The following is a 25,746-nucleotide window of genomic DNA, read 5'->3' on the forward strand; positions in this document are numbered from 1 at the left end:
GTGATCGTCGCGCTCATCGATTCGGGTTTCGGGCTGCTGCCGACCGCGGCGTGGCTGCGCAAGCTGCGCCCCGATGTGGATCTCCTGCTGCAGCTGGACCCCGACGGCGCACCGTGGGGCCCGAAACCCCAGGAGTGGGTGATCGATCGGGTGGTCTCGGCCGCCCGCACCGCCCGTGACCTGGGCGCGGAAGTCGTGGTACTGCCGTGCAACACCGCGAGCGTGACCGCGCTCGAACATGTCCGTGCGGATCTGGGTCCGCAGGTGCCCGTGGTGGGCACCGTGCCCGCGATCAAACCGGCGGCCGCGGTATGCCGCTCGGTCGCGGTCTGGGCGACCGCGGCAACCACCGCGAGCCCCTACCAGGCCGATCTGATCGCCCGCTTCGGCGGCGAAGCCACGGTCACGGGTGTCGCCTGCCACGGCCTCGCGGAAGCGGTCGACCGTGGCGATATGGCCGCGGTACGTGCCTCGGTCGCCGACGCGGCCGCCCGCACCCCCGCTGACGTGGAGGGTGTGGTGCTGGGCTGCACCCACTATCCGCTCGTAGTGGACACGATCGTCGCCGCCCTCCCCGACGGCATCCGGCTGTTCGACAGCGCCCAGGCCGTCGCCGCGCAAACGGTCCGCCGAATGGACGAGCTGGGCGACCCGGATAGCGGCAACGGCACAGTCACCGTCTACCTCAGCGGCAAACCCGGCGAACTCCCCCCCGGCGCCGCCGCCTACGAACCCGGCCGCCTCCTCGGCGCAAGCTGACGGGGACGAGTGGCCGCCGGTATCCACACTCCGATCAGCACGCACAAGCGCCTACATCCCCGGATGGTTCCATGGGCGGGGCCCGCCCATGGTCTGGAGCGACGGAGCGGGGGAGCGAAGCGGAGGAGCGGAGGAGTGCAGGGGTTGATAGGGCCCCGCCCTCGAGACGCGGAGCGTCTCCAAAAACACAGCCCGCCCCCTTCCCGGCCGGTTCACCTATGAGCGCAGACCCAGGGTGCCGGCCTCGAAGCGACGGAGCGTCTCCGAACCTCAGAACTGGATGCGCAAGTGGTCGGTGACCGGCCTTGCCTGGCACCCCAGGATATAACCGCTTTCGATGTCCTCGGGGTCGAGGATTTCGGCGTTCTCCATGTCGACCTTGCCCTCCAGCACCGTGCAGGCGCAGGATCCGCATTCGCCTTCCTGGCAGGAGTACGGGACGTCGATGCCCTTGTCCAGCATGATGTCGACCAGGGTCTGTTTGCGCGGCCAGCGCAGATTGTGCACTTCGCCGTCCAGTTCCACCTCGACGGTGGCGGCGTCCGCGGCCTCCTCGTCGGAGACCTCGGCGGGCGCGGTGGCGGCGAAGGGGTCGCCGGCGAGGGAGTTGAAGATTTCGGCGTGTGTCCGGTTACGCGGGACGCCGAGCTGGCCGAGAGCGTCGTGGACACCGTCCATGAACGGCTTCGGCCCGCACATGAAGGCGGCGTAGGCGGTGTAGGGCCGGAACAGTTCGGCCAGCGCGGCGACCGTCGGCAGGCCCTGGACCGTTTCCAGCCAGTGGATCACGACCAGCCGCTGCGGGTTCTTCTCCGCCAGCTCGCGCAGTTCCGCGGCGAAGATCACCGATTCGGGGTCGCGGTTGGCGTAGAACAGCACGATCCGGCCGGTGCCGCGGTCGAGCGCGGATTTGAGGATCGACATCACCGGGGTGATGCCGCTACCGGCCGCGCACAGCAGCAGGTCGTCGTCGAGGTCTTTGGGCGTGAATACGCCGGAGGGCGGTAGCACCTCGAGTTCGTCGCCGGGTTTGATGTTGTCGCAGAGCCAGTTGGACCCGTATCCGTCCTTGGTCCGCTTCACCGTGACCTTGGGCAGATCGTCGGTGAACGGTGAGCTGGCCAGGGAATAGCAGCGCGCCACCGATCCCGTGCGGTCGCTGGGAATGCGCAGGGTGAGGAACTGGCCGGGCCGGTAGGCGAACTTCTCCCGGGCCTGCTCCGGGACCTCGAAGACCAGCGAGCTCGCGTCGGTGGTTTCCGCGATGACCTGGGCGACCCGCAATACGACGGATCGTGAGCCATGGGGCACTTCGACGGTGGTCATCTCGTCCTCTCGACACCTGGTAGCCGACGGCCTCCAGCCTACGGCAAAACTAGAACGTGTTTCAATTTTAGCGTATGTCGGCCGCCTGTTGGCGAGTGAGCTGCCCCTCGAGTCCGGCGACCAGTACACCGACCCCGAAATCGTAGGAGTACTTACCGCGCAGATCCGGCAGGTATTCCATTGCGCGGGCAACTCGCTCCGGCATCACCACATCGGGCGGGGTGTCGAGGTTGCGTGGATTCACCCGGCGGCGGCCGAACAGGTAGGTGTGGATGGTCGCGTAACCGGCCAGCACATTGCGGTCGTCGAAACCCGCCTCGTACAGGATCTCCATGATCGCCGCGATCAGATCGAGCTGTTTACCGAGCATCTGCTCGATGAGCACGTCGCCGAGGCCGGGATGGCGCCGCAGGCGTTCGTCGATCTGGGCGAGGAGATCGACCAGCCGGTCCTGCCACGGTCCCGAATCCGGGGGCGGTTTGCGGACCCCGGCGAGGGCGGCCGTCGCGACCAGGTCGAGTAGTTCTCGCTTGTCGGCGACGTAATAGTAGGGCGCCATGGGGGAGACCCCGAGCTCACGCGAGAGCCGTCGCATGGACAGCTTCTCCACTCCGTCGGCGCGCACAACCCGCAATGCCGCCTCGACGATCTCGGTCTCCGAGAGGGTACTGCCGTTGCCACCCCCGCCCCCACTCGTCTGCATCCGCACGACTCCCATTGCCACCTCTACATGCTGGGCGGCATCCGCCCGTCACGTTCTGTTCAGCTGCTTTTGCCCCCGCAGTCTAGAGGTCGCGTTTATGCGTGAGCGTCCACATTACGTGAAAACGGTTCCATTTTGTCAGTGGATGACGTTATGGTGTGACTGCGGTCGCATCCGGCGACCGCAGCGCCGGCACTGTGCCACGGCTCACCGGCGGTACCCGATGCGGTGCCGTGCGGAGTCGTCGTGGCAGCCCCCGGCCGGCGCAGGCGCCAATCAGTGGAGGTAGCCATGGCGGACAACCGTTCCTTCGGACCGGCAGAAACCGATCACCGCGGACCGATCGGCACAGTCGAAGGCCGCGCGAGCGAGGATGCTCCTGTCGTCGAGGAAACCCTGATCGAAGAGGTCTCCATCGACGGTATGTGCGGCGTCTACTGATCGGGCGGGAGCCGGAGATGCTCGATCTGGAAACCCGCTGGCAGTTGCATCCCCGAGTGGCATTGCGCCCGGAACCGTTCGGTGCGCTGCTGTATCACTTCGGGACTCGCAAACTGTCCTTCCTCAAGAACCCGCGGATCGTCGAGATCGTGCGCTCCCTGCCCGGGCACACCTCGGCTCGCGCGGCCATCCGGGCCGCCGGAATCGGGGACGAGGCCGCCGATCCGTATCTGAAAGCGCTCGCGGATCTGGCGGAATCGGACATGATCCAGCCGGCCCCGGAAACGGCCGAGCTCAGCGAGCCCGCGCCGTTCACCGGGGTCGGCCCTGCCGATCCGGCGGTCCGGCTGGTGGATCGGTTCGAATCCGGGCTGGCGGCACCGATCTGCCTGACCTGGGAACTGACCTACGCGTGCAACCTCTCGTGCGTGCACTGCCTGTCGTCCTCCGGGCGGCGGGATCCCAACGAGCTCACCACCGAACAGTGCAAGGCGCTGATCGACGAGTTCCAGCGGATGCAGGTGTTCTACGTGAACATCGGCGGCGGTGAACCCACGGTGCGCCCGGATTTCTGGGAACTCGTGGATTACGCGACCGCCCACCAGGTGGGAGTCAAGTTCTCCACCAACGGTGTGCGGATCACGCCGGAGGTCGCGCAGCGGCTGGCCGCCAGCGACTATGTGGACGTCCAGATCTCGCTGGACGGCGCCGACGCCGAGGTGAACGACGCGGTGCGCGGTCCGGGGTCCTACGATACGGCGATTCGCGCGCTGGAGAACCTGGCGAACGCGGGTTTCCAGGACGCGAAACTGTCGGTGGTGGCGACGCGGCACAACATCGACCAGCTCGACCAGTTCAAGGAGATCGCCGATCGGTACGGCGCCACGCTGCGGCTCACCCGGCTCCGGCCGTCGGGTCGCGGTGCGGACGTCTGGGACGAACTGCATCCGCTGCCGGAACAGCAGCGCACCCTCTACGACTGGCTCGTCCGCAACGGCGAGGGTGTGCTCACCGGGGATTCGTTCTTCCACCTCTCCGCATACGGCCAAGCCCTGCCGGGCCTGAACATGTGCGGGGCGGGCCGGGTGGTCTGCCTGGTGGATCCACTGGGCGACGTCTACGCCTGCCCGTTCGCGATCCACGAACGGTTCCACGCCGGAAATGTCGTCACCGACGGCGGTTTCGCCACGGTGTGGCAGGACTCGGAGCTGTTCAACGAACTGCGCGAACCCAGTGGTGGCGGTGCGTGCACCAAATGCGCGCACTACGACTCCTGCCGCGGCGGCTGTATGGCGGCGAAGTTCTTCACCGGACTGCCCGCCGACGGCCCCGACCCGGAATGCGTTCAGGGTTACGGGGAAGCGGCGCTGGCCGACACCGGGCGCATCATCCCGCGCCCGGCGGTCGACCATTCGCGCAAGAGCACCCCGCGGCGGTCGCGTTCGGGCGGACCCGTTCCGCTCACGTTGCTGCCGCCGGCGAAGCGTCCGGCGCGTGCGTGTGACGAGAGTCCGCTCGTGTGAAACAGGTTGGCCGACACTGCCCCGGGCGGCGATAGCCGGATCGTTGCTCGGGGCGGGTCGTCATACCCGCGCTACTGTCGCGGTGACCTACTTCATGACGGTGTCCACCGTCGTCCGGCAAATTTCTCCCGAACGAAACACTTTTTCCCGGACTGCTGATGTCTTGTAACGAAACGGCAGTTACCATCCGTGGAATGCGCCATGATCGCCTGCCCGACGGATTCGGGGTGCGGATCGACCCACGGGTACGCGCATACTCGGGGGGACGCATCCTGATCGGGGGCTCACCCGCTCGTTTGCTACGCCTTGCTCCGGAGGCCGCCGAGATGATCGGCGACGGCTACCTGGAGGTGAACAGCCCGCAATCGGCGGTGGTTGCCAGACGGCTACTGGATTCCGGTGTGGCCAACCCCAGGCCGCAATTGTTGCCGTCGCCGGAGGATGTCACGGTCATCGTGCCGCTGCACAACAACCCCGACGGGCTGAACCGTCTGCTGGCGACTCTCGGCGGGCGCACGGTGATCGTGGTCGACGACGGTTCCGACGAACCGGTACACGTGGCCGACGACCACGGCCGCCGGTGCCAGGTGAAGGTTCTGCGCCACGAGCGGCGACGTGGCCCGGCGGCCGCGCGCAACACCGGCCTGCGTGCCGCCACGACCGAATTCGTGGCCTTCCTGGATTCCGATGTGGTGCCGCGCAGCGGCTGGCTCGAGGTGATGCTGGGGCATTTCAGCGATCCGCAGGTGGCGCTGGTGGCCCCGCGCATCGTCGCGCTCGATCCGGAGTCCACCACCCTGGCCCGCTACGAACACGCCCGCTCCTCCCTGGATCTGGGCCGGCGCGAATCCGCGGTGCAATCCGGCGGCATGGTCTCCTATGTGCCGAGCGCGGCGCTGCTCGCGCGCCGCACGGTCCTCGAGGAAGAGGGCGGATTCGACGAAGATATGCAGGTCGCCGAGGATGTGGACCTGTGCTGGCGGCTGGAACACGCCGGCTGGCGGCTGCGCTACGAGCCGGCCGCGCACGTGGCGCACGATCATCGCGTTTCGTTCCGGGAATGGTTCCGGCGCAAATTGTTCTACGGCACGGGAGCCGCACCGCTGAGCCGGCGGCATGCCGGGAAGGTTTCGCCGCTGCAGATACCCAAGTGGACGGCGCTATCGGCGCTGTTCCTGGCCACCCGCACCCGCTGGGGGCTGCTGGCCGCGGTCCTGACGCTGCTGGTGCCGCTGCGCCGGTTGCGGATCGCGTTCGCCGGGGTGGACAACCCGACCGGGGTGGCGGCGATCTACGTGGCCCGGGGGTTCTTCGCCGGGTTGTGGCGGCTGTCCTCGGCGCTGTTCCGGCACTATTGGCCGATCACGCTGGCGGCGATGGTGTTCTCCCGCCGGATCCGGTCGACGGCACTCACCCTGGCACTCGCGGAGGGAGCGGTCGACTGGTACACCCACCGGGAGCCGGGCGGTCTCGATCCGCTGCGCTATATCGTGTTCCGGCGCATCGACGATATCGGGTACGGCACCGGCCTGTGGCTGGGCGCGTGGCGGGCCGGTAGCCCGGCGGCATTACGACCCACCGCCCCGCCGCGGTAGCGGGGCCGTGCCATGGTGGACACGCTGATCATCGGTGCGGGAACCGCCGGTTCGGTTCTGGCCGCGCGGCTGAGTGAGGATCCCGGGCATACGGTGCATGTTGTGGAGGCCGGTAGCCATCGGCGTTCGACGGCCGATTTCCCGCCCGAACTCACCTACAGCTCGGCGTTGCCCACAGACGCCGGGGCGCCCTGGCTGTGGCGGTATCCCGTTGCGCTCACGCCGGAAATACCCGGGCAGATCGTGCGCGGCCGTGGCACCGGCGGCTCGGGTTCGGTCAACGGCTGCTATTTCGTCCGCGCCGCGCCGCGGGATTTCGCGGCCTGGAGCCGCGAGGTGGGTACGCGGACCTGGGATTTCGAGGAGGTACTGCCGTATCTCCGGTCCCTGGAGAACGACGAGGACTACGGCGATCACGCGGGGCACGGCAGGTCGGGGCCGGTCCCCGTCCGCCGGATCACCCGGCCCAGCCGGCTGGCCGAGGAATTCGCGGCCACCTGCCTGGACCTCGGCTTCGGGGAGGTCCCCGACTGGAATGCGATGCCCGGCGGCCCGGATACCGGTGTCGGGCCGGTGCCGTGCACGATCGGCCCGGCGGACAGTTCGGGGCGGCACCGGCGGATCGGGCCCGCGCATTCCTATCTGCTGCCCGCGCTGCCGCGCCCGAATCTGGTCGTGCGCGGCGACACTCTGGTGATCCGCCTCCGGTTCGAGGGCACCCGGGTGGCCGGCGCGGACTGTATCTCCGGCGGGAAGCTCGAGACGATCCACGCCGACCGCGTGGTGCTGTGCGCGGGCGCCGTCGAATCGGCCGCGCTGCTCCTGCGCTCCGGGATCGGTCCCGCCGACGAGCTGGCGGAACTGGGGATACCGGTGGTCGCCGCGGCACCGGTCGGCCAGTGGGCCACCGATCATCCGGAGATCGGTATCGAGTACCGGCACCCGGCGCCCGCGGGCGGTGTCGTACCCCTGGAATACGTCCTGGAATTCGACGATATCGAGATCCGGCCCTATACGGTGGCCTTCGCTCCGGACGTGCACCGTATGGGGGTGACCCTCATGCGCCCGACCAGCGCCGGCCGGCTCCGGCTGACCAGCCCCGATCCGTTCGTACCGCCGATGATCGAGCAGGGTTATCTCGCGACGGCTGCGGATCGGTCCCGGCTGCGTGCGGCGGTGGGGCTGGCGGGCAAGATCCTCGAGGTGATGTCGGCGCAGTGGTCCGGCGAAGGTGCGATCTCCGACCACTGGCTCTACGAACGCCTCGGGTCTTCGCAGCATCTGGCGGGGACCTGCCGGATGGGTCGCTCCGACGATCCCCGCGCCGTGGTCGACGAGCGGTGCCGCGTGCACGGCGTGGACGGGCTGTCGGTGGTCGATCTCTCGGTGGTTCCGATTCCGCTGAGCCGCGGTCCGCAGGCGACGGTGGTGCTGCTCGCCGAGCGGGCCACGTCGGATCTGCGCTGAGTCGTTCTCTCGAAGCCGCAGAGCCACAGCCGGTTTCACCATAGATCCCGGCTATTGGGTACACGGACCGGCTACTGTCGCGCTAACCGGTGCCGGCCACCCCCTCGGGCATACGCCGCGGGGCTGTTGCGCCGGCTGGCGCGACCCGCCGGGCTACGGTACCTTCCACCGGTGCGGTACGCCGGTCGGCGACGCGGACCGCCCGGATCCGGCGATCCGGGCGACCTCGCGCACCGGTCGCGAACCGCCCGCCCACAGGTGCTCGCCGGCCGTTCGCGATGCATCTCCTCGGTCTGCGCCGGGACAACCGGTGTGGTAGGTGAGCTGTATCGGTCGGGGATACAGCTCACCCGGGCGGGCCGGCGAAATACCAAGTGGCGCCGTGCAATATTGCATCCCCATTTTCGACACCCCGGCCCGATCTCCCCGATTATCCGCCGCCGAGCAAGTACTCTGGACCCTCGGGAGGCCCGCCGCGGCAACGCGATCCGGCCCCCGGGACTCCGCACCCGGCGCCGAACACCGGGGAAGGTACGGCGCCGGTGCGGAAGGTCCCAGCGAACTCCCCGCGACCAGCATCGTTGCCCGGCCCGCGGCTACCGGCCGCCGAATCCGGACAGGCTGATTCCCCGGACGAACGCCTTCTGCGCGAGGCCGTAGACGAGCAGCAGCGGCAGCAGGATCAGCATGGACGCCGCCATCAGCACCGGCCAGTCGGAGACGTACTGGCCCTGCATCCACACCAGCCCCAGGGTGACGGTGGAAATTTCCCGCCGCTGAATCATCACCAGCGGCCACAGGAAATCGTTCCATACGTTCACCCAGGTCAGCACCGCCAGCACCAGCACCGCCGGTTTCGCGTTGGGCAGCAGCACCCGCCAGTAGATCTGCCACGGCGAGCAGCCGTCGAGTACGGCCGCTTCCTCCAGTTCGGCGGGCAGTGTGCGGAAGAACTGCCGCATCAGATACGTCCCGAAGGCGTTGCCGAACAGGCCCGGCACGATCAGGGCCCAGGGCGTATCCGTCCACCCGAGACTCCGGATGAGGACGAACTGCGGCACCACGGTGACCGTGAGCGGCACCATGAGCGTGGCCAGATAGGCCACGAACAGCACGTCCCGGCCGGGGAAGCGCAACCGGGCGAACGCGTACCCGGCCAGTGAACAGAAGAACACCTGGCCGGCCGTGACGCAGGCGGCGTAGACGATCGTATTGCCGAACATCCTCCCGAACGGCATCATCTGGAAAACGGCGCCGTAGTTCGACCATTGCGGGTCCTGCGGCAGTAGGGCCGCAGTGGTGACCTCGGACTGTTCCTTCAGCGAACCCGACAGCGCCCACAGAATCGGCAGCACAGCGCACCAGGCCATCGCGATCAGCGCGAAGTAGAGCGCGGCGGCGCGGACGATACCGCGCGTGCGGGTGGAGGCCATCAGTCCTCCGCCGGATTCTTGCGGGTGAACCACAGTTGCGCCACGGTCAGCGCCAGCAGCACCACGAAGATCAGCCAGGCGACCGCGGACGCATAGCCCGCGTCACCGAATGCGAAGGCGTTCTGGAAGATCATGATGCCGAAGACGTAGGTCCCGGTTTCCGGGCCGCCGTGGCCGCCGGTGAGCACATAGATCTGGTCGAAGGCCTGTACCGCGTTGATGATCGAGATCAGGAGAACGAAGGACAGGGCACCCCGGATCATCGGCACGGTGACCGAGAAGAACCGTCGCAGTGCGCCGGCCCCGTCGATCTTCGCCGCGTCGTACAGGTCCTCCGGCACCCCCTGCATCGCCGCGAGCAGCACGACCGTGGCGAACGGGACGCTCTTCCACGTGCTGACCAGGCATACCGAGACCATCGCCCACCCCGGGTCGACCAACCAGGGTACGGGTCCGATACCGGCCCAGCCGAGCATGGTGTTCAGCAGCCCGTTGTTGGTATCGAAGACGAAACGCCAGATCACCGCCATCACCACGCTGGACACCGCCAGCGGCAGGAACATGACGGCGCGGAAAACGCTGATCCCCTTGATTCGCCGATTCAGCGCCCCGGCGACGACGAGCCCGACAGCGACGGTCGGCAATACTGTGCCGAGCGTGAAAACGACCGTGTTCCGCAGCGCGATGACGAAGAGCGGGTCGGCGGTGAGCAACCGCCGGAAATTCTGTAGTCCGGTGAACCGTATGGGACCGAACAGATCCCATTCCTGGAAACTCAGGTAGAGCGAGAACCCCACCGGGAAGAGTAGGAATACCGCCACTGCCAGGAGGTTCGGGGCGATGAAGAGCCGAGCGGCCCGCGCCTGCCTGCGCGCCAGTTCCGGGCGTGGTGGTCTGCCGGCAGGCGCCGGAGCGGGAATTTCCTCGGCGACGAATTTCTCGGTGGCGATCATTGGTTGCGCAGCACCTCATCGGCCTCGGGAGCGAGTCGGTTCTTCAGTGCGGTCGCGGGCTCGGTGCCGCGGAGTACCGGGCCCAGATACCGGTCCATCAGCGCATCGATGCGCGCCCATTCCGCGGTAACCGGGAGGGGCGCGGAATTCGCCGGGCCGTCGCGCAGGATATCCAAATTCCCGATATTCGTATGCGCCGCGGCGAACCCGTCGGACTCGACAGCCGATTTCACCACCGGGACGAAGAGACCGGACCCGGCGATCACGGCCTGTCCGATCGGCCCGCAGGCGAACTTCACGAATTCCCACGCTTGTTCTTTCCGTGGACTGGCGGCAGCGATCGCAAGCCCCGTGGTCCCGATATTCGATCGTGCCGCAGCGATTTCCGGTCCATGCGGTAGCGCCGTGACATCGAAATCCAGATCCGGCGCCTCGGTGAAAGTGCGGTATCGCCAGTGCCCGCCCAGGGCGAGCGCGGCTCTACCCTGCGCGAACAGGTCCATCGACGAGATGGACTGCTGATCCGCCGGGGTCGGCGCCACACCGTATCTGTTGGCGAGGTCGGCGTAGAACTGGACGCCCTCGAGGAAAGCCGCGTCGGCGAAGGCGGAATGGGTGGGCACGGTACGCGGGGTCGCCCATTCGGCGCCGTTGTTCAGGGCGAACAGACCGGCCGAATAATACGGAACCCAGGTGTCGGCGAAACCCCACCGCACCACCTTGCCCGCTCGATCTCGTTCGGTGAACTGTCGTGCAATATCGAGAAATTCGGCGAAACTCCACGAATCCCCCCACTGTGCGGGCGCCCGCACTCCCGCCTCGTCGAACAGTTTCCTGTTGTAGAAAAGGAAATTCCCCGACCACTGCTCCGGCAGTGCGTACTGCCCACCTTCGAAGCTGAACGTGTCGTAGAGCGCAGCGCTGCTCCCGGCTCTCAGCTCGGCCGCGAATACCGGGTCGCGGTCGAGCATGGTGTTCAGGTCCAGCAGTACGCCCCGGTCGGCGAGACCGGCATAGGTCTGTTCCCACGCCATCAGTACATCCGGGCATTTCCCGCCTGCGCAGAAGGTCAGCATCTGCTGCATCGGGTCGGGTCCGGACAAGACGATGCGCACCCGGATCTCCGGATATCGCCGCGCGAACTCGTCGATCACCCGCTGCCGCCCATCGGTTTCGTCGGGATCGGCCTGGAAGAAGAACGTCAGCGCGTCATCGCCGCCGCCGCATCCGGTCGGCGCCGGAATCAGCAGCGCCGCGCCGAGGCCCCCGGCACCGCGCAGCAGCTCTCGCCGGCCCAGCAGCGGTCGCCGCTCCGCCAAAGCCGCATCACCTCGTCCCTGCGCCGCGCCCGCGGGCGCAGAATCGTTCGATCAGTGATTCGTGGATCTCGTACAGAACGTTCCGGCCACCCGGTTATCGCAGCTAGCGCCACCCGGGTACGCCACAGATTGTCCAACGCCGCACCGCGGAATGCGTCGAGCGACGCACCCGTTCGAGCGAAACCGCCGGGCGAGCCGCCGAGTCCGGAGATGGGGCCCGGCGTGTCACGGTATCGATTGCCGGCGCCGCGGCGGTCCACCTCGACGGCGAAACTCGTGGTCGACTCCGGGCGCACTCCGCGGCAACACACAGTGAATCCCGGGATCGCTGCGGTAGCTCCGCCTGCCGAGCGCGCGGACTCCGTTCCGGGCGGGTCAGATGAGGTTCTTCTGTTTCTTGATGCGGCGGCGGATATCGGCCATGAGGGTGTGACTGCCGCCGTGGCGGAGGAAGCGGGGAATGAAGCGGTTGACGAAACCTACGAAGAGGAAGAGGTTTTCGAAGCGGCGCTGGTCGGCGGCGGTCCATTCGACCTGCATCTGTTCGCGGAAGTAGGGGGCGAGGAAGCCGATGGTTAGGAAGCGCAGCAGACCACGGAACGGGATGCGCAGGTACCAGTGGATCATCCGCAGGTTCAGCAGATCGTCGAGGTAGGCGCGGACGAAGTCGTCGAGGACGGCATCTCCGCAGGCCTTGTTCCAGTACTCGTCGAATTCGGCGCGGGTGGTCGGCCACATCTCCTCGGTGACCTGCAGCGTGGTGCCCAGGGAGGACGAGGAGCGGTAGAAGGCCTCGTTCTGTTCGGGGCTCATCTTGCCGGAGAGCAGCTGGTAGGTGTCCTCGAAGCCGATGTAGAGGCAGGCCGCGACCCAGAGTTGTAGCTTGCGGTCGAAGGCGTTGTACTTCACGGGTGCGCCGGGTTCCGAGCGCACCTGGCGATGGGCCACGTTCACCGCCTCGCGGAACGCCTTCTTCTCCTCCTCGGAGCCGAGGATGGCGACGGCCAGGTACTGGGTGGTGGTCCGGGCACGTTTCCACGGGTGCTTCATCAGCGAGCCCGATTCGACCTTGCTCTCCGCGACGCCGTAACCGACACCGGGGTTCGCCATCTGCATGATCACATTCGCGGCGGCGCCGGCGAACTGCCAGAAGTCGAGGGCGTCGGTGAGTTGCAGGGGGCGTTTGGTGAACGGGCGGTGCGTGGTGCTGATCCGGATCCGGGTCTGCTCGGTGGTCAGCGGCAACCGGTTTCCCGGCGGTACGCCGTACGGGCCGCCTGGTTGCCGAGAGTGTGCTGCGACGGTCATGAGTGTCCTTCCCCAGAGATCCGGTGTGGTCTAAGTTACTCCAGATTCTTCCAACAGTCATCCGACATCAAGGAACAGCCGCTAACTTATGCAAACTTGATCTTGTTGGGAAATGCACCTAGAACAGGTTTCTAGTGCCGGTCGACCACCAGGGATCTTCGTGAAAAGCTTCCGCAATGCCGTGAATCGTGCGTAACATACCGCACCGACCCGACCGTCTCAGACGTTCCCCGGTGGGGAGGGCACGTAGCGGCCGGACAAGGAAGGAGCGCAGCATGCTCAAACGGCTGGATCGACTGTTCAGCTATGAGATGAAGGTGTCGGAGTTCCTCGGCACTCTCATCATCCTCGGGATTCCCTACGGGGTCATCGGAATCGTCTGGTCGCTCACCCATACCTCGCATCTGCGGGGTATGCACGGGCTGGACGTGATCATCTCGTTCCTGGGTTCGATCGTGTGCTGGCCGGTGCTCACCTTCTCGAACGTGACGATGACCTGATGATGGCGCTGGTATGGCTCATCGACATCGTGGTGATCGTCGTCAAGATCCTCGGTGGGCGGACGAAAGTGAATCCGGTGCTGCGCTTCGGGTTGTGGCTGGCCCTGCTGTGCATACTCGCCGCGGGTCTCGCGGCGGTGGGCGCGGGGCTGGTGCTGTTGCAGCACTACCTCAGCGGTGACCGCGCGACGACCGGATCGGACCTGCCGTGGTGATCGCGGGCAAGGGCGAGCAGTCCCGTACCGACCTCGAACAGGCCCTCGACGATCTGAAAGGGCTCTGGCAGCGGCACCCGCAGCGCTCCCTGGAAACCCTCGGCCGCCAGGTCACTCTCGGTCGCGAGGCGGTGGTGGAAACCGTGAAATCCATCGCCGCGCGCCGCTTCCCGTTCGCCGAGTTCGCCAAACAGTGCGGGTTCATGGCGAATGTATCGGCCGCGCCGACCATTTTCGTCGCCATGCCGATCGCGGTGGTGGTGTCGATCCAGATCGGTGCGCTGGTCAACCAGGTCGGCGCGACCACGTTCATCGGCGCGGTCGCCGGTCTCGGCATCATCCGGCAGGGCGCGCCGCTGGTGACCTCGCTGATGATCGCGGGTGCGGTCGGTTCGGCCATCTGCGCGGATCTGGGCTCCCGGACCATCCGGGAGGAGATCGACGCGATGATGGTGATGGGGGTGAACCCCGTCCGGAGACTCGTGGCGCCACGGCTGGTAGCGGCCGTGGTGGTGAGCATGCTGCTGTGCGGGTTCATCGTATTCGTCGGTTTCGCGACCGCCTACATGTTCAATGTCTACGCCCAATCGGGTACGCCGGGCTCGTTCATCGGTTCGTTCGCCTCGTTCGCGGTGGCCAACGATATGGCGGTGGCGCTGGTCAAATCGGCGGTGTTCGGGGTCCTGACGGCGATCATCGCCTGCGATATCGGCCTGCACGCCAAGGGCGGCCCGGGCGGGGTGGCCAACGCGGTGAACTCGGCGGTCGTTTCCTCGGCGCTGATGTTGTTCGCCACCAACATCATCATCACCCAGGTGTACAACACCGTCTTCCCGACGAAGGTGATCTGACGTGGGCACTCCCTATACGCCGCCGGCGCTGAAACCGGTGCGGCTGGTCGCCTCCGCGGCCGCGGCGCCGATCGATGCCAACCGCCGGCTCGGCCACCAGGGCATCACCTTCGTGCAGGCGCTGATCGCGATACCGTTCGTGATGAAGCACTATCGCAAGGAAGTGCTGCGGCTCACCGCCGATGTCGGGTGGGGTAACGGTTCGCTGGTGGTGGGTGGCGGCACCGTCGGCGTGGTGATCATCCTGTGCGGATTCGGCGGGATCACCGTGGGTATGGAGGCGTTCAGCGCACTGAACCTGCTGACCATGGGTCCGCTCACCGGGGCGATTTCCGGGTTCGCGACCACCCGGGAGTTAGCGCCGATTCTGGCGACCCTCGCGTTCGCGATCCAGGCTGGCTGCCGATTCACCGCGCAGCTGGGGTCCATGCGGATCGCCGAGGAGATCGACGCGCTGGAATCGATCGCCATCCGGCCGCTGCCGTATCTGGTGACCACCCGGATGATCGCGGCCACCCTCACCATCATCCCGCTCTACAGCGTGGGATTGGCGGTGGCGTATCTGGCGACCAAGCTTTCGGTGCTGCTTCTCGGTGGCACATCCGCGGGCACCTATGACCACTACTTCTACCAATTCCTCATCGGGCCGGACCTGTTCTTCTCGCTCCTCAAAGTGGTGGTGTTCGTACTGCTGGCCACGTTCATCCAGTGCTATTACGGCTTTTTCGCCGCGGGCGGACCGGAAGGGGTCGGGGTGGCGGCCGGGCAGGCGATCAAGATGGTGATCGTCGTCATGGTGTTCGCGAATCTGTTCTTGACACTGGCGATCTGGGGTATCGACCCCGGTTTCCGGATTTCGGGGTGAGGCGTCGATGATCATCGATCACAGCGGCCGGGGGCCGCGCCCATGGCATATGACGGTCTCCGGCCTGGTGATGCTCACCGTCCTCGCGGTGCTGCTGGGCCTGCTCGGCCTGCGCTACACCGGGCGGTTCGAGGACCGGGTCCCGGTGCGGGCGGTGCTCACCAGCACCGGCGACGGACTACCCGAACGAGCGGATGTGAAATTCCGGGGCATGGTCGTGGGCGCGGTGGCCGCGGTGGAGGTGGTGGCCGCCGGGAAACAGCAGGAGGTGCAGATCGACCTGGATTCCCGGATCGCGCCCACGATTCCGGACAATGTCACCGCGCGGGTGGTACCGAACAACCTGTTCGGTGTCACCGGTATCGAATTGGTGGACAACGGTCTCACGCCCGGCCGTCTCTCCGCGGGCGCGGAAATCGCCGAGGACACCAGCGCCGGCACGGTCCAGTTGCAGACCACGCTCACCGTCCTGCGTGATGTCCTGGAAAAGATCCAGCCGGAGAAACTCGGCCGGGTCCTCGCCACGTTCTCCGAAGCGCTCGATCCGGGCGCGCGGGCGCCGGGATCGACGATCGAACGGCTGGACACCTGGGTCACCGAGGTCCGGCATATCGAGGGTGTGGGTGATCTGCTGGGCGATCTGGGCCGCGCGACCACGGCCCTGAGCCAGTCGGCGCCCGAGCTGGTGGGCGTGCTGTCGGAATCGGTGACCACGGCCCGCACGCTCACCGAACGCCGGGAGAACCTGATCACCATGCTGGCCAACGCCAGTGGTGCGGTGGATTCGGTGAACAGCCTGTTCGCCCGGAACCCGGATGCCGCCAAGGAACTGGTACCCGGCCTGGACGGCCTGTTCGGGTCGCTGGCGCAGGATCCGGAGGCGATCCCGACCGCTGTCGCCAATCTCAACGCCGCGCTCGGGAAGCTCTCCGGGGCGTTCGGCTGGGGGCCGCAGCGGCAGATGTTCTGGAGTCTGGACGTATCGTTCACCCCGTTCCAGCAGTACACCGCGAAGGATTGTCCGCGCTACGGCGAAATGGCCGGACCCCGCTGCGGCGGCGCTTCCGTCCCGCAGACCGCCCCGCCGCAGCAGTATCCGCCCTCGCTGCTACCCGGCTGGCTCGACGCGGCGGGTCCGAAACCGCAACTGCCCGTTCCGCCCGCTCCGGTGCAGAATCCGGTCCTCCCGCAGATTCCGGGGTTGCCGGCGCTGCCCGGCCTGCCCGCCATCCCGGGTATCACCGTGCCGCTGTTCCCGGGTGCCGGGCCCGCTCCGGCGCCCGCCGCACCACCGGCATCGCCGGGTGGGGTGGCGCCGGCGGCGGCGCCGGCCGGCACACCGATCGCCCAGTTGCGCGGGCACGCCGCCGTGGCCGCGCTGCTCGGCCGTAAACCCACGACGGCCGAACTGCTCCTGCTCACACCGGTGCTGGCGGGCGGCACGGTCGACGTCTATTCCGAGGGGGCCGCCTGATGCGCTTAGCGCGGACAATCACCGGTTTCAGTATTTTCGCGGTGATCGCGATCGTGCTGACCTACACCATCTGGTCCACGTTGCAGCGGTCGGTGCCGGGCGAAACCGAAACCTATTCGGCCACCTTCACCGATGTGATGGGGGTGCGGGTCGGTGACGATGTGCGCATGGCCGGGGTGCGGGTGGGCCGGGTCGACGCGATCGAATTCGAACCGGACTACAAGGCCCGGCTGGTGCTGCGGATCGAGGAGCGCCAGCGGCTCACCGATACCACCAAGGCGCTGGTGCGGTACCAGAATCTGATCGGACAGCGGTACATCGCCCTGCTACCGGGCGAGCAGAAAGGTACGGAGGTCGCGCCGGGGTCGCATATCCCGGTGGAGCGCACCGAACCGTCCTTCGATGTGTCGGCACTGCTGTCCGGGTTCGAGCCGCTGTTCAACGTGCTGCAGCCGGACCAGGTGAACTCGCTGTCGGACACCTTGATCCAGGCGCTGCAGGGCGACGGGGTGTCGCTGAGCGCCCTTATCACCCAGGCCGCCGAACTGGCCGCCACGTTCGGGCGGCGCGACGAGATCCTGGGCGCGGTGATCACCAACCTGAGCAGCGTGATCGCCGGGCTGGCCAACCGCAGCCAGGAGCTGGAAACCCTGATCACCCAGACCAGAGGCCTGATGGACGCGCTGTACGCGGAGGGCGAAACCCTGAAGAGTTCGGTGGATACGGTCGCCCACGCCACCGATTCGCTGACCGGCCTGATCAGCACGGTGAAACCGGAGATCGTGCTCGCCCAGGACGAGGCGACCACCGCGGTGGAACTGCTGCTGCTCAACGGCGCGGCACTCGACCAGGCGGCGATCGAACTGCCGAACGTCCTCAACGGGCTGGCCCGGTTCACCGGGTACGGCGCCTACGGCAACGCGTTCATCTGCAGCCTGGACGTCTCGCTGTGGGGGGTGCTGCTCCCGCCCGGGCTGTTCACGCAGATCGGCGGCGATTCGCATTCGGAGGTGTGCCGCTGATGGCGAAACTACGACTGCCCTTCGCGCAGAACCGTTTCCTGTGGCAGGGGCTGCTGGCCGCGGCCGCGGTGGCGGCGCTGGTCATCGGGTCCAGCCTGCTGTCGCAGTTGCGGCTGGGCGATAAAACCGTCACCGCGGAATTCGCCCAGGCCGCCGGGATGCGCCCGGGGGCCACGGTCGACGTATCTGGGATCGAGGTCGGTGAGGTGCGCGCGGTGCGGCTGGCCGGCGACAAGGTCGAGGTGGTGATGAAGATCAGCCGGGATATCCGGGTGGCCACCGACGCACGCGCCGCGATCAAGATGTCGACCATTCTCGGCCGGTTACATATCGAACTGATCCCGGGTGCCGGCGACGAATCGCCGGACAACCGGATCGCGCTGGCCAATACCGCCGTACCGTACAACCTGGCCAAGGTGATCCAGGACCCGGAATACAAGTCCTCTTTCGAGCGGATCGAGCGGATCGACCCGGGCAAACTGCGTCAGGCGCTGGACGTCTTCTCCCGGCAGATGGGTGATTCGCCGGAACTGGCGGTGACCGCACTGGATTCGATCGGTTCGCTGGCCGAGGTGATCAACGCCCGCCGCGACGAGGTCGACAGCCTGCTCAAGAGTATGGACCAGGTATCGCAGCTGGTCGCCGACAACCAGAACAGTGTGCTCATGCTGCTCACCCGCGGCGAGGCGATCGGTACCGCGGTGGCCATGCGCCAGGACCTGCTGCGCCGGCTCCTGGACAATGTGGCCGCCCTTTCGGGGCTGCTGCGGGATATGGGCCTGGAGAACAACGGCCAGCTCGGCCCGCTGATCCAGAACCTCGACACCATGACCCAGGGTTTGGAGAAGAACAAGGACAACCTGGATCGGCTCTACGAGATCATGCCGGTGGCACTGCGGCAGTTCAACAATGTGATCGGCAACGGGCCCTACGCCGATGTGTGGGCGCCGTGGTTGCTACCGGACAACTGGCTGTGCTTCGCGCAGGTCGCTCAGGGGTGTGGTAAATGAATCTGCGCAGGATCGCCCGCGTACTCGCGGCCGGAATAGCCGGGCTGTGCGCGGCGGGGTGTTCGGTACTGCCGGACAGTATCGCCGCATTACCGGAACAGTATCTGGGCGAACATATCCGGATCAGCGCGGACTTCGAGAACGTCGCCGGTTTGTATGCCGGTAACGAGGTCGCCGTACTCGGTGTGCCGGTGGGGCGGGTGGAAACCGTGACCCCGCGCGGCACGTATGTCGAGGTCACCATGGCCCTCGACAAGGACGTGGCGGTACCGGCCGACGCGATGGCCGCGCTGATCTCCCCGCAGCTGATCACCAACCGGCATGTCGAACTCGCCCCCGCCTACACCGGCGACGGTCCGAAACTGGCCGACGGTGCGCATATCCCGCTGGAACGCACCCGCGTACCGGTCGAGCTGGACCGCATCCTGGAGAATTTCGACCAGCTCGGTGCCGCGCTCAAAGGGGACAACGAGGTCGGGCCGCTCGCCAGCCGGGTGCTGTTCCCGCTGCTGGAAGGCAACGGCGACCGGCTACGCGAAACTCTCGACGACCTTTCGGCCGCCTTCGAGGTGAGCTTCGCCAACAAGGACCAGATCGCCAATACGATCATCAAACTGAACGAGATCACCCAGGTGGTCGCGCAGAACGATCAGACGGTCCGCGATTTCAGTGCCCGGCTCACCGAACTGGTGCAGCTGATGGGGGAACAATCGCCCGGCCTGCACGCGGTGCTCGTGCAGTTGAACGATTTCGTCACCAACACTTCGACGCTGGTGGGGGAGAACCGGGACCAGCTCGCCGGGGCGCTCGAGCGGTTCGTCACCATTACGGCGCAAATGCGTGCGAATGCCCGCGGTCTCACCGAATTGGTGGATATCGGGCCGTTGTTCTTCGAGAATCTCGCCAACGGCGTCAGCCACGAACACCAGGCCTTCCGGGTGCACGCGCTGCTGGACAAATCGCTGCTGGACAACGAGATTCTGTCCACCTTCTGCGAACGGATCCAGCTGCGCGCCGACGGCTGCCGCACGGGCCGGGTCCAGGATTTCGGACCGGATTTCGGGATCACCGCGGCACTGCTGGGGATGACGCAATGAGGAACGGGAGCCGGATGTATCGGAGATTCCTGGCGATCGTGCTGTCGGCCGCGGTGCTCGCGGTGCCGGGGTGTGGCGCGGTGACGGTGCACGATGTGCCGATGCCCGAGCCCGGTATCGGCGGACCCGGATACACCGTGCAGGCCCGTTTCGAGGATGCGCTCAACCTCCCCGAACGTGCCCACGTGAAGATCGGCGGCACCGATATCGGGGTGGTCACCGATATATCCACCACCGATTTCATCGCCGATGTCCGGATGCTGATCCGCGCGGACATCCAGCTGCCGCGCGGCACCACCGCCGAATTACGGCAGGCCACTCCGCTCGGCGACATCTTCATCGCCATGACCCTCCCCCGGGAGGACCCGAACGCGGTACTGCTCGGCGAGGGGGACGTGATCGATACCGATCACACGGGCGCGGGGGCCTCGGTGGAGGAGCTCATGGTCTCGGTCTCGCTGTTGCTCAACGGTGGCGGATTGAACCAGGCGGCGCGGATCACCGCGGAAATGGACTCCATGTTCGCCGGGCGCGCACCGCAATTGGCGCATCTGATCACCGAGATGACCCAGGTGCTCAGCGCATTGAACGCCCGGACCGCCGATATCGACAGTGTGCTGCAAGGGGTCAACACGCTCACCGGGGAACTCGCCGCCCGCAAACAGGAATTGGGTCAGGCGGCGGATACCTTTCCCGATCTGCTCGCACTGGTGGCCGAGAACAATCGCGATATCACCGGCCTGATCCAGAAGATCTCGGTGACCACGGCCGCACTCGGCGATTTCACCGATACCACCAGCCCGCAATTCATCAGCCTGTTCGACAGTATCCGCCGGCTCATGGGCGGTTTCACGGCGATGGGCGACAATCTGCGGCAGACCCTCGAGGGTTTGCACGCCCTGTACCCCTCGCTGGAACAGTCGTTCGAAGGGCCGGCGCTATCGGTCGCGGCGCGGATCTCCTACCTGAGTATCGGTGCGCTGACCGACCCGAGTAAAAGCCGGCTGCCGGACGGGACGGATGTGCCCGCGTTCATCGGCAGCCTCGCGCAGGTTTTGCAGAAGATCCAGGGCCGGTTGACCAGTCCGCCGCAGCCGGTACCGCAGGAGGGTCCGCGATGAACATCCCGTTGTGGAACTGGCTGGTGCGACACCGGATCGGGGTCGCGAATATCGGTCTCGTGGTGGTGCTGGTCGCCGGCTGCGGCTATCTCGGTGCGGAGGTGCTGCGGATCAATCTGCTACCGAACAGCACCTACCGGGTGACGGTGGAACTCACCGGGTCCGGCGGGCTGCTCGCCGAGAACGATGTGAACTTCCGCGGAACCCGGGTGGGCCGGGTCGCCGAGGTCCGGGTATCCGATACCGGGATCGAGGCGATCGCCGAAATCGACGCGGGGACGAAGGTACCGGTCGGTGGCACCGTGGTGGTCGGGCGGTTGTCCGCGGTCGGTGAGCAGTACCTGGATTTCCGGCCGGACTCCGATACCGGGCCGTACCTGCGCGACGGCGATCGGGTCGAGGCCGAACGCACCCGGATCCCGGTGACGGTGCATTCGCTGCTGTCGAATATGAGCGCCATGATCAGCGGCCTCAACCCGGAACGCCTCACGGTGATCGTCGACGAACTGGACAAGGCACTGGCCGGCGGGCCGGACCGGCTGCGCAATATGATCTCCGGCATCAGCCGGGCCATGGCCGGGCTCGAAGATCTGCTCCCGCAGACCCGGCAGCTCATCGAGAACCTCACCGTGATCGCCGAGACCACGCAGTACGCGCAACCCGATCTCGGCACCCTGACGGGTTCGGCGACCGCGCTGTTCCAGCAGCTGACCGCCGCCGACGAAGAGGTGCGCCAACTCCTGGACCTGGCGCCCGGGCAGCTGGCCACACTGGGCGGGTTCATCTCCGAAACCCAGGACCCGATCACCAATCTGGTCACCAATTTCGTGGCGATCACCCGCGCGGCGAAACTGCGCCAACCGGCGATCGCGGCGCTTTTCCCGGCGCTGCGAGCCGGTACCTCGGCGTTGAATGTTCCGGTACACGACGGGATGTTCCATACGCTCGTGGATATCTGGCCGCGCCCCACCTGCGAATACAACACCATTCCGGTCGTGCCGACCGAACCGGTGGCCGATACCCGGGTTCGTTTGTACAACTACTGCGTCACGAACGACCCGGCGTTGCAGGTACGTGGTTCGGCGAATGCGCCCCGGCCGAACGTGCCCGACAACACCGCCGGTCCGCCGCCGGGTATCAGCGGTGATGAAATGTCCCGCCCGATTCCGGGTCGTTAGGAGAAGACGAGAATGACCGAAAAGCCAGCCGAACCCGACTCCGGCGCGGACGACGCGAAATCCGGGATCGGCGAAACAGTCTCCGGCGATGCGAAGTCGGCAGGCGCCGCGGCCGGGGAAGCCGCAGTCGCGGGCAGCGGAGCGCCGGCGGTATCGGAGCCGGAAGAAGCGCCGACCGGCAGCGCGGTGGCGGCAACGACAGGCTCTGTACCGGACGCCGCCACCGATGCGGTGGCGGACAGCGGCAGAACCGTCTCGATCAAGAAGGTTTTCGCTGGTCGCGGTATGCGCGACGCTACCGGTCCACGCCGCGTGGGCCCGCGCGCATTGATCGCTGCACTTGCGGTGTCGGTGCTGCTGCTGGTCGGGGCGGTCGGCGCCGCGGGCTACCTGTTCGTACAGGAACGGGACAAGGCCGAAATTCTCGCCGCGCACGACGAGGTGCGGCAGGCCGCATGCCGGTATGCGCCGGTGCTCGCCAACTACGACGCGAAGAACCTCGACCCCTACTTTTCGGCCGTGCTGGCGGGCGCGACCGGTGACTGGAAGAAGGAATTCGAGACCACCACCACCGAACTGCGGGAAGCGCTGGTGGCCGGCCAGGTGGTGTCGACCGCCGGCGATATCCAGTGCGCGGTGAAATCGGCCGACACCGCTTCGGCGGAGGTCGTGGTGGTGATCGGGCAGACCGTCACCAGCCTGGGAACCCAGGGGCAGCCCGCGCCCGGTCAGCTGGCGATGGTGATGCGGATGCAGAAGACCGACGGGCACTGGCTGGTCGATCGGATGACCTCGCCGCTGGCCACGCCCCTGCCGTGAACGGTACGGCCGCCGCGCTCAGCTCTCGGTGGGGCGGCCGTACAGAACGGTCTGCATGAGCAGGGTCACCCGCTGCTGCGAAGCGATCGCGACGGTGCCGAAGGAACGTCCGAGATCGACGACCAGCGCGAAGGCCGCGTGCACGAGGAAGCGGGCCTGCGGTGCGGACAGGTCGGGCCGGACCTGGCGCACCAGCCGGGCCCATTCGTCCACGCTCAGCCGCTGCACATTGCGTAGCGCGGCGCGTTCCTCGGCGGGCACATGCTGGAACTCGGTGTAGTACACGAAGGTCAGTTCCCGTTCGGCGAACGACCCCGCCACATACTGTTCGACCAGCGAATCCAGGGCCTCCCGCGGGCCGGCGGCCGAGGCCACGGCCGGGCCGATGGCACTGGACACCCGTTCGGCGGCGCGGCGGAACGCGGCGGTGAGCAGATCGCTCTTACCGCGGTAGAAGCGGTACACCGCGGAGGCCGCGGAGAGCCCGGCCGCGGTCGCGATATCCTCCACGCTCACGTTGGGGTAGCCGCGGGCATGGAACAGTTCCACACCCTTGCGTAGCAACAGTTCGTGTTTGAACGATTCCGGTATCTCCACCGGCGGGGCGGGCGGGATGTCCACCGGCGCCGGGAGGGTGGTGTCGGCGAGCGCGAAGCATGTTGAAACCAGCAGTGCCACAAGTGCTTTCGTCGGCAGCGCGGCATGATGGTCGGCGATGCTGGTGATCGTGGACAGCACGGAGATCGCGAGGACCTTGCGGTCACCGTTGCCGAGGTCCGGGGAGTACGCGGCGAGCTGCTCCTCCAGCGCGTCCAGCACCGCCGTCTGCTGTTCGGCCCGGATCTCGCGGTCGGCGGGCTCGAGGTAGCGGCCCTCCCAACGCACCAGCGTGACACTGGCCCGATTGGCGACGGTGACCGCGCTCAGTGATTCCAGGATCTCCCGTAACCGCTGCTGCGGGTTCCAGCTCTGCGCTTCGGCCGGTAACCGCACCGATTCGGCCATCGCCTGCCCGACCCGCAGCGATTCCTCCTGGAACAGCGCGTACTTGCTCGGGTAGTGCCGATACAGCGCCGCCGAACTGATCCCCAGCCCGCCGGCGATATCCTCCATGCTCACGCCGTGGTAGCCGAGCGACCCGAACGCATTGGCCGCCGCCGCCGCGATCTGCGCCCGCCGGTTCTTCGGCCGCCGCCGGACCGGACGCGCGGACAGATCACCGTCGGCTTTGCGGGCGCCGGCGCCGTCTCCGGCCAGGTCGTCACGACCGCGCACGCGCACCGGATGCGTGGACGGCCGGGCCCGGCTGTTGTCGACGCTCATCCCGTAATCCTATCGTCGGTCGACCGGCGGCAACGCCCCGCACCCCGGTCGGAGACGTCTTCCGTCCTGGTCCGGAATGCCGGGGCGCGCCGCCGGTGGCCGAGTGCGCGCCGGGTGGTACCGGGTGCGTACTCGGTAGTGGCTGTGGCGGTGACTACGGCACGATGACCGCCCGGCCACGCAGGGTGCCGGCGGCGAGCCGGCGGTAGGCCTCGGGGGCGTCGTCCAGGGAGAAGCGTTCGACGGCGATATCGAGGACCCCGGCATGCGCCAGGTCGATGAGTTCGATGAGTTCGGCACGGGCTCCCCAGTACGGGGAGGTGGCGGTCGCCTCGTAGGGGCTCATGCCGAAGCCGATCCGGGCGGCCGATTTGCCGTCACCGATACCCACGATGGTGACATCGGAGTCCACTCCGGCCGCCGCCATGGCGGTATCGATCGTCGGCTGGAAGCCCACGAAATCGAGGACGAGGCTCGCCCCCGCCGGGCCGGTGATCTTGCGGACGTTCTCGGCGGCCTTCTCGTCGGAGAGCACCGCCTCGTGCGCGCCCACCGAGCGCGCGAAGTCGAGTTTCTCGTCGTTGACGTCCAAGGCGATGACCCGGGTGGACGACATATGCCGCAGCAACTGGATCGCCACATGGCCGAGGCCGCCGCTGCCGATCACCACGGTCGACGAGCCCGCGCGCAGCTTGTCCAGTGAGCGTTTGATGGCGTGATACGGGGTGAGGCCGGCGTCGGTGAGCGGCACGGTGGCCACCGGATCGAGGTCGCCGATCGGCACCAGATGGCGCGGCGAATCGACGATCAGGTATTCGGCGATGGCACCCGGGGCGCCGAGACCGGGCGGGAAGATCCCCAGCTCGGCGGCACGGGAACAGTAGTTCTCCAAGCCTTGCGCGCAGAACCAGCAGTTACCGCAGCCCCACGGGCCGTAGACCACGACATTCGTGCCGATATCGATGCCCCGGACACCCGCGCCGAGGGCGACGACCCGGCCGGCGCCCTCGTGCCCGAGAGTCAGCGGCAGTTCGATGCCGAACATTTCCGGCGGGTTGTTCATGACGAAATCGTCGGAGTGACACACGCCGGCCGCGGTCACCTCGAGGAGTACCTCACCGGGGCCGGGTTCGGGCCTGGGGATTTCGCGGACTTCCGGTTCCGACCCGGGGGTCACGTATTGCAGAGCCTTCATAGCGCCTGTCCTCTCCCTGAGCCGAGCGACGATGCGTACGGGTGGAGCGGGCCTTGCTGATGGAACGGCTGGGTTCAGGGTAGTTCGCACACGGCGGCTACCGGCGCATTTTGCGTAGCGCGCACAGGGGGCGCAGCCGCCGGATGCGCACGCGAACGCACGTCCCGGCCGGCGCGCAGACCGTGGACGCGCCCGCACCACGCCCGGCTCCGGCGTCGTGTTCGAGCCGCACCTACCGGGACAGAGCGA

24 protein-coding genes are annotated in these 25,746 nt (G+C 67.1%); 16 read left to right on the plus strand and 8 right to left on the minus strand.

Going from position 1 to position 25,746, the window contains the following annotated elements; translation table 11 throughout:
- Complete coding sequence (locus ACQEVO_RS33995) at positions 1-759, plus strand: glutamate racemase (RefSeq protein ID WP_432921152.1); 759 nt, start codon at positions 1-3, stop codon at positions 757-759.
- Between the two features lie 270 nt (positions 760-1,029).
- Here ACQEVO_RS33995 and ACQEVO_RS34000 read toward each other — a convergent pair whose 3' ends face one another.
- Positions 1,030-2,085 (minus strand): 2Fe-2S iron-sulfur cluster-binding protein, encoded by a 1,056-nt coding sequence (locus ACQEVO_RS34000; protein ID WP_432921155.1) that lies wholly within the window; start codon positions 2,083-2,085, stop codon positions 1,030-1,032.
- Between the two features lie 67 nt (positions 2,086-2,152).
- Entirely contained in the window at positions 2,153-2,803 is a 651-nt protein-coding gene (mftR2, locus tag ACQEVO_RS34005; protein ID WP_432923325.1) for a mycofactocin system transcriptional regulator MftR2, read from the minus strand.
- Positions 2,804-3,130: 327 nt separating this feature from the next.
- Here mftR2 and mftA point away from each other — a divergent pair, with 327 nt between their 5' ends.
- The 4 genes from mftA to mftG all read left to right on the plus strand — a co-directional run bounded on the left by mftA (position 3,131) and on the right by mftG (position 7,814).
- The gene (gene mftA / locus ACQEVO_RS34010) at positions 3,131-3,229 is read left to right on the plus strand and encodes a mycofactocin precursor MftA (RefSeq protein ID WP_432278729.1); all 99 of its coding nucleotides are present in this window, start codon (positions 3,131-3,133) and stop codon (positions 3,227-3,229) included.
- Between the two features lie 17 nt (positions 3,230-3,246).
- On the plus strand, positions 3,247-4,752 hold the full coding sequence (mftC, locus tag ACQEVO_RS34015) for a mycofactocin radical SAM maturase (protein WP_432921158.1): 1,506 nt from the start codon (positions 3,247-3,249) through the stop codon (positions 4,750-4,752).
- 194 nt (positions 4,753-4,946) lie between these two features.
- Positions 4,947-6,347, plus strand: a complete 1,401-nt coding sequence (gene mftF, locus ACQEVO_RS34020; RefSeq protein WP_432921161.1) for a mycofactocin biosynthesis glycosyltransferase MftF — start codon at positions 4,947-4,949, stop codon at positions 6,345-6,347.
- A gap of 12 nt (positions 6,348-6,359) precedes the next feature.
- Positions 6,360-7,814 (plus strand): mycofactocin dehydrogenase MftG, encoded by a 1,455-nt coding sequence (mftG, locus tag ACQEVO_RS34025; RefSeq protein WP_432921165.1) that lies wholly within the window; start codon positions 6,360-6,362, stop codon positions 7,812-7,814.
- A gap of 596 nt (positions 7,815-8,410) precedes the next feature.
- Here the strand turns inward: mftG and ACQEVO_RS34030 are convergent.
- The 4 genes from ACQEVO_RS34030 to ACQEVO_RS34045 form a co-directional block, all read right to left on the minus strand.
- Positions 8,411-9,247, minus strand: coding sequence for a carbohydrate ABC transporter permease (locus tag ACQEVO_RS34030; protein ID WP_432921168.1), 837 nt, complete (start codon positions 9,245-9,247; stop codon positions 8,411-8,413).
- On the minus strand, positions 9,247-10,200 hold the full coding sequence (locus tag ACQEVO_RS34035) for a carbohydrate ABC transporter permease (protein WP_432921171.1): 954 nt from the start codon (positions 10,198-10,200) through the stop codon (positions 9,247-9,249). Before ACQEVO_RS34035 ends, ACQEVO_RS34030 begins: the two co-directional genes overlap by 1 nt.
- The gene (locus ACQEVO_RS34040) at positions 10,197-11,519 is read right to left on the minus strand and encodes an ABC transporter substrate-binding protein (RefSeq protein ID WP_432921174.1); all 1,323 of its coding nucleotides are present in this window, start codon (positions 11,517-11,519) and stop codon (positions 10,197-10,199) included. Before ACQEVO_RS34040 ends, ACQEVO_RS34035 begins: the two co-directional genes overlap by 4 nt.
- 375 nt (positions 11,520-11,894) lie before the next feature.
- The gene (locus ACQEVO_RS34045; protein ID WP_432921177.1) at positions 11,895-12,827 is read right to left on the minus strand and encodes an oxygenase MpaB family protein; all 933 of its coding nucleotides are present in this window, start codon (positions 12,825-12,827) and stop codon (positions 11,895-11,897) included.
- A 275-nt stretch (positions 12,828-13,102) separates the two neighbouring features.
- On the opposite strand from ACQEVO_RS34045, the gene ACQEVO_RS34050 reads away from it, so the two are divergent.
- The 11 genes from ACQEVO_RS34050 to ACQEVO_RS34100 are packed head-to-tail and all read left to right on the plus strand — an operon-like array spanning position 13,103 to position 22,979.
- Positions 13,103-13,327, plus strand: a complete 225-nt coding sequence (locus tag ACQEVO_RS34050) for a hypothetical protein (RefSeq protein ID WP_432921180.1) — start codon at positions 13,103-13,105, stop codon at positions 13,325-13,327.
- On the plus strand, positions 13,327-13,542 hold the full coding sequence (locus tag ACQEVO_RS34055; RefSeq protein ID WP_432921183.1) for a hypothetical protein: 216 nt from the start codon (positions 13,327-13,329) through the stop codon (positions 13,540-13,542). The genes ACQEVO_RS34050 and ACQEVO_RS34055 overlap by 1 nt, the downstream gene beginning before the upstream one ends.
- Positions 13,536-14,393, plus strand: a complete 858-nt coding sequence (locus tag ACQEVO_RS34060; RefSeq protein ID WP_432921186.1) for an MlaE family ABC transporter permease — start codon at positions 13,536-13,538, stop codon at positions 14,391-14,393. The genes ACQEVO_RS34055 and ACQEVO_RS34060 overlap by 7 nt, the downstream gene beginning before the upstream one ends.
- Before the next feature lies 1 nt (position 14,394).
- Entirely contained in the window at positions 14,395-15,258 is an 864-nt protein-coding gene (locus ACQEVO_RS34065) for an ABC transporter permease (RefSeq protein WP_432921188.1), read from the plus strand.
- A 7-nt stretch (positions 15,259-15,265) separates the two neighbouring features.
- Positions 15,266-16,732, plus strand: coding sequence for an MCE family protein (locus ACQEVO_RS34070; protein WP_432921191.1), 1,467 nt, complete (start codon positions 15,266-15,268; stop codon positions 16,730-16,732).
- Positions 16,732-17,754 (plus strand): MCE family protein, encoded by a 1,023-nt coding sequence (locus ACQEVO_RS34075; protein ID WP_432921194.1) that lies wholly within the window; start codon positions 16,732-16,734, stop codon positions 17,752-17,754. Before ACQEVO_RS34070 ends, ACQEVO_RS34075 begins: the two co-directional genes overlap by 1 nt.
- The gene (locus ACQEVO_RS34080; protein WP_432921197.1) at positions 17,754-18,764 is read left to right on the plus strand and encodes an MCE family protein; all 1,011 of its coding nucleotides are present in this window, start codon (positions 17,754-17,756) and stop codon (positions 18,762-18,764) included. Before ACQEVO_RS34075 ends, ACQEVO_RS34080 begins: the two co-directional genes overlap by 1 nt.
- Positions 18,761-19,861 (plus strand): MCE family protein, encoded by a 1,101-nt coding sequence (locus ACQEVO_RS34085; RefSeq protein WP_432921200.1) that lies wholly within the window; start codon positions 18,761-18,763, stop codon positions 19,859-19,861. Before ACQEVO_RS34080 ends, ACQEVO_RS34085 begins: the two co-directional genes overlap by 4 nt.
- A gap of 14 nt (positions 19,862-19,875) precedes the next feature.
- Positions 19,876-20,982: an MCE family protein gene (locus ACQEVO_RS34090; RefSeq protein WP_432921203.1), complete on the plus strand. Its 1,107-nt coding sequence runs from the start codon at positions 19,876-19,878 to the stop codon at positions 20,980-20,982.
- Positions 20,979-22,160: an MCE family protein gene (locus ACQEVO_RS34095; RefSeq protein WP_432921206.1), complete on the plus strand. Its 1,182-nt coding sequence runs from the start codon at positions 20,979-20,981 to the stop codon at positions 22,158-22,160. The genes ACQEVO_RS34090 and ACQEVO_RS34095 overlap by 4 nt, the downstream gene beginning before the upstream one ends.
- Positions 22,161-22,172: 12 nt before the next feature.
- Positions 22,173-22,979: a hypothetical protein gene (locus ACQEVO_RS34100; RefSeq protein WP_432921209.1), complete on the plus strand. Its 807-nt coding sequence runs from the start codon at positions 22,173-22,175 to the stop codon at positions 22,977-22,979.
- Between the two features lie 18 nt (positions 22,980-22,997).
- On the opposite strand, the gene ACQEVO_RS34105 is transcribed toward ACQEVO_RS34100, so the two are convergent.
- Together ACQEVO_RS34105 and ACQEVO_RS34110 are read right to left on the minus strand one after the other, a co-directional pair.
- Positions 22,998-24,302 (minus strand): TetR/AcrR family transcriptional regulator, encoded by a 1,305-nt coding sequence (locus tag ACQEVO_RS34105; protein ID WP_432921212.1) that lies wholly within the window; start codon positions 24,300-24,302, stop codon positions 22,998-23,000.
- A 154-nt stretch (positions 24,303-24,456) separates the two neighbouring features.
- Entirely contained in the window at positions 24,457-25,497 is a 1,041-nt protein-coding gene (locus ACQEVO_RS34110) for an NAD(P)-dependent alcohol dehydrogenase (protein WP_432921215.1), read from the minus strand.
- Positions 25,498-25,746 lie beyond the last annotated feature (249 nt).

The organism is Nocardia sp. CA-290969, from assembly GCF_050936135.1.
Classification (GTDB): domain Bacteria; phylum Actinomycetota; class Actinomycetes; order Mycobacteriales; family Mycobacteriaceae; genus Nocardia.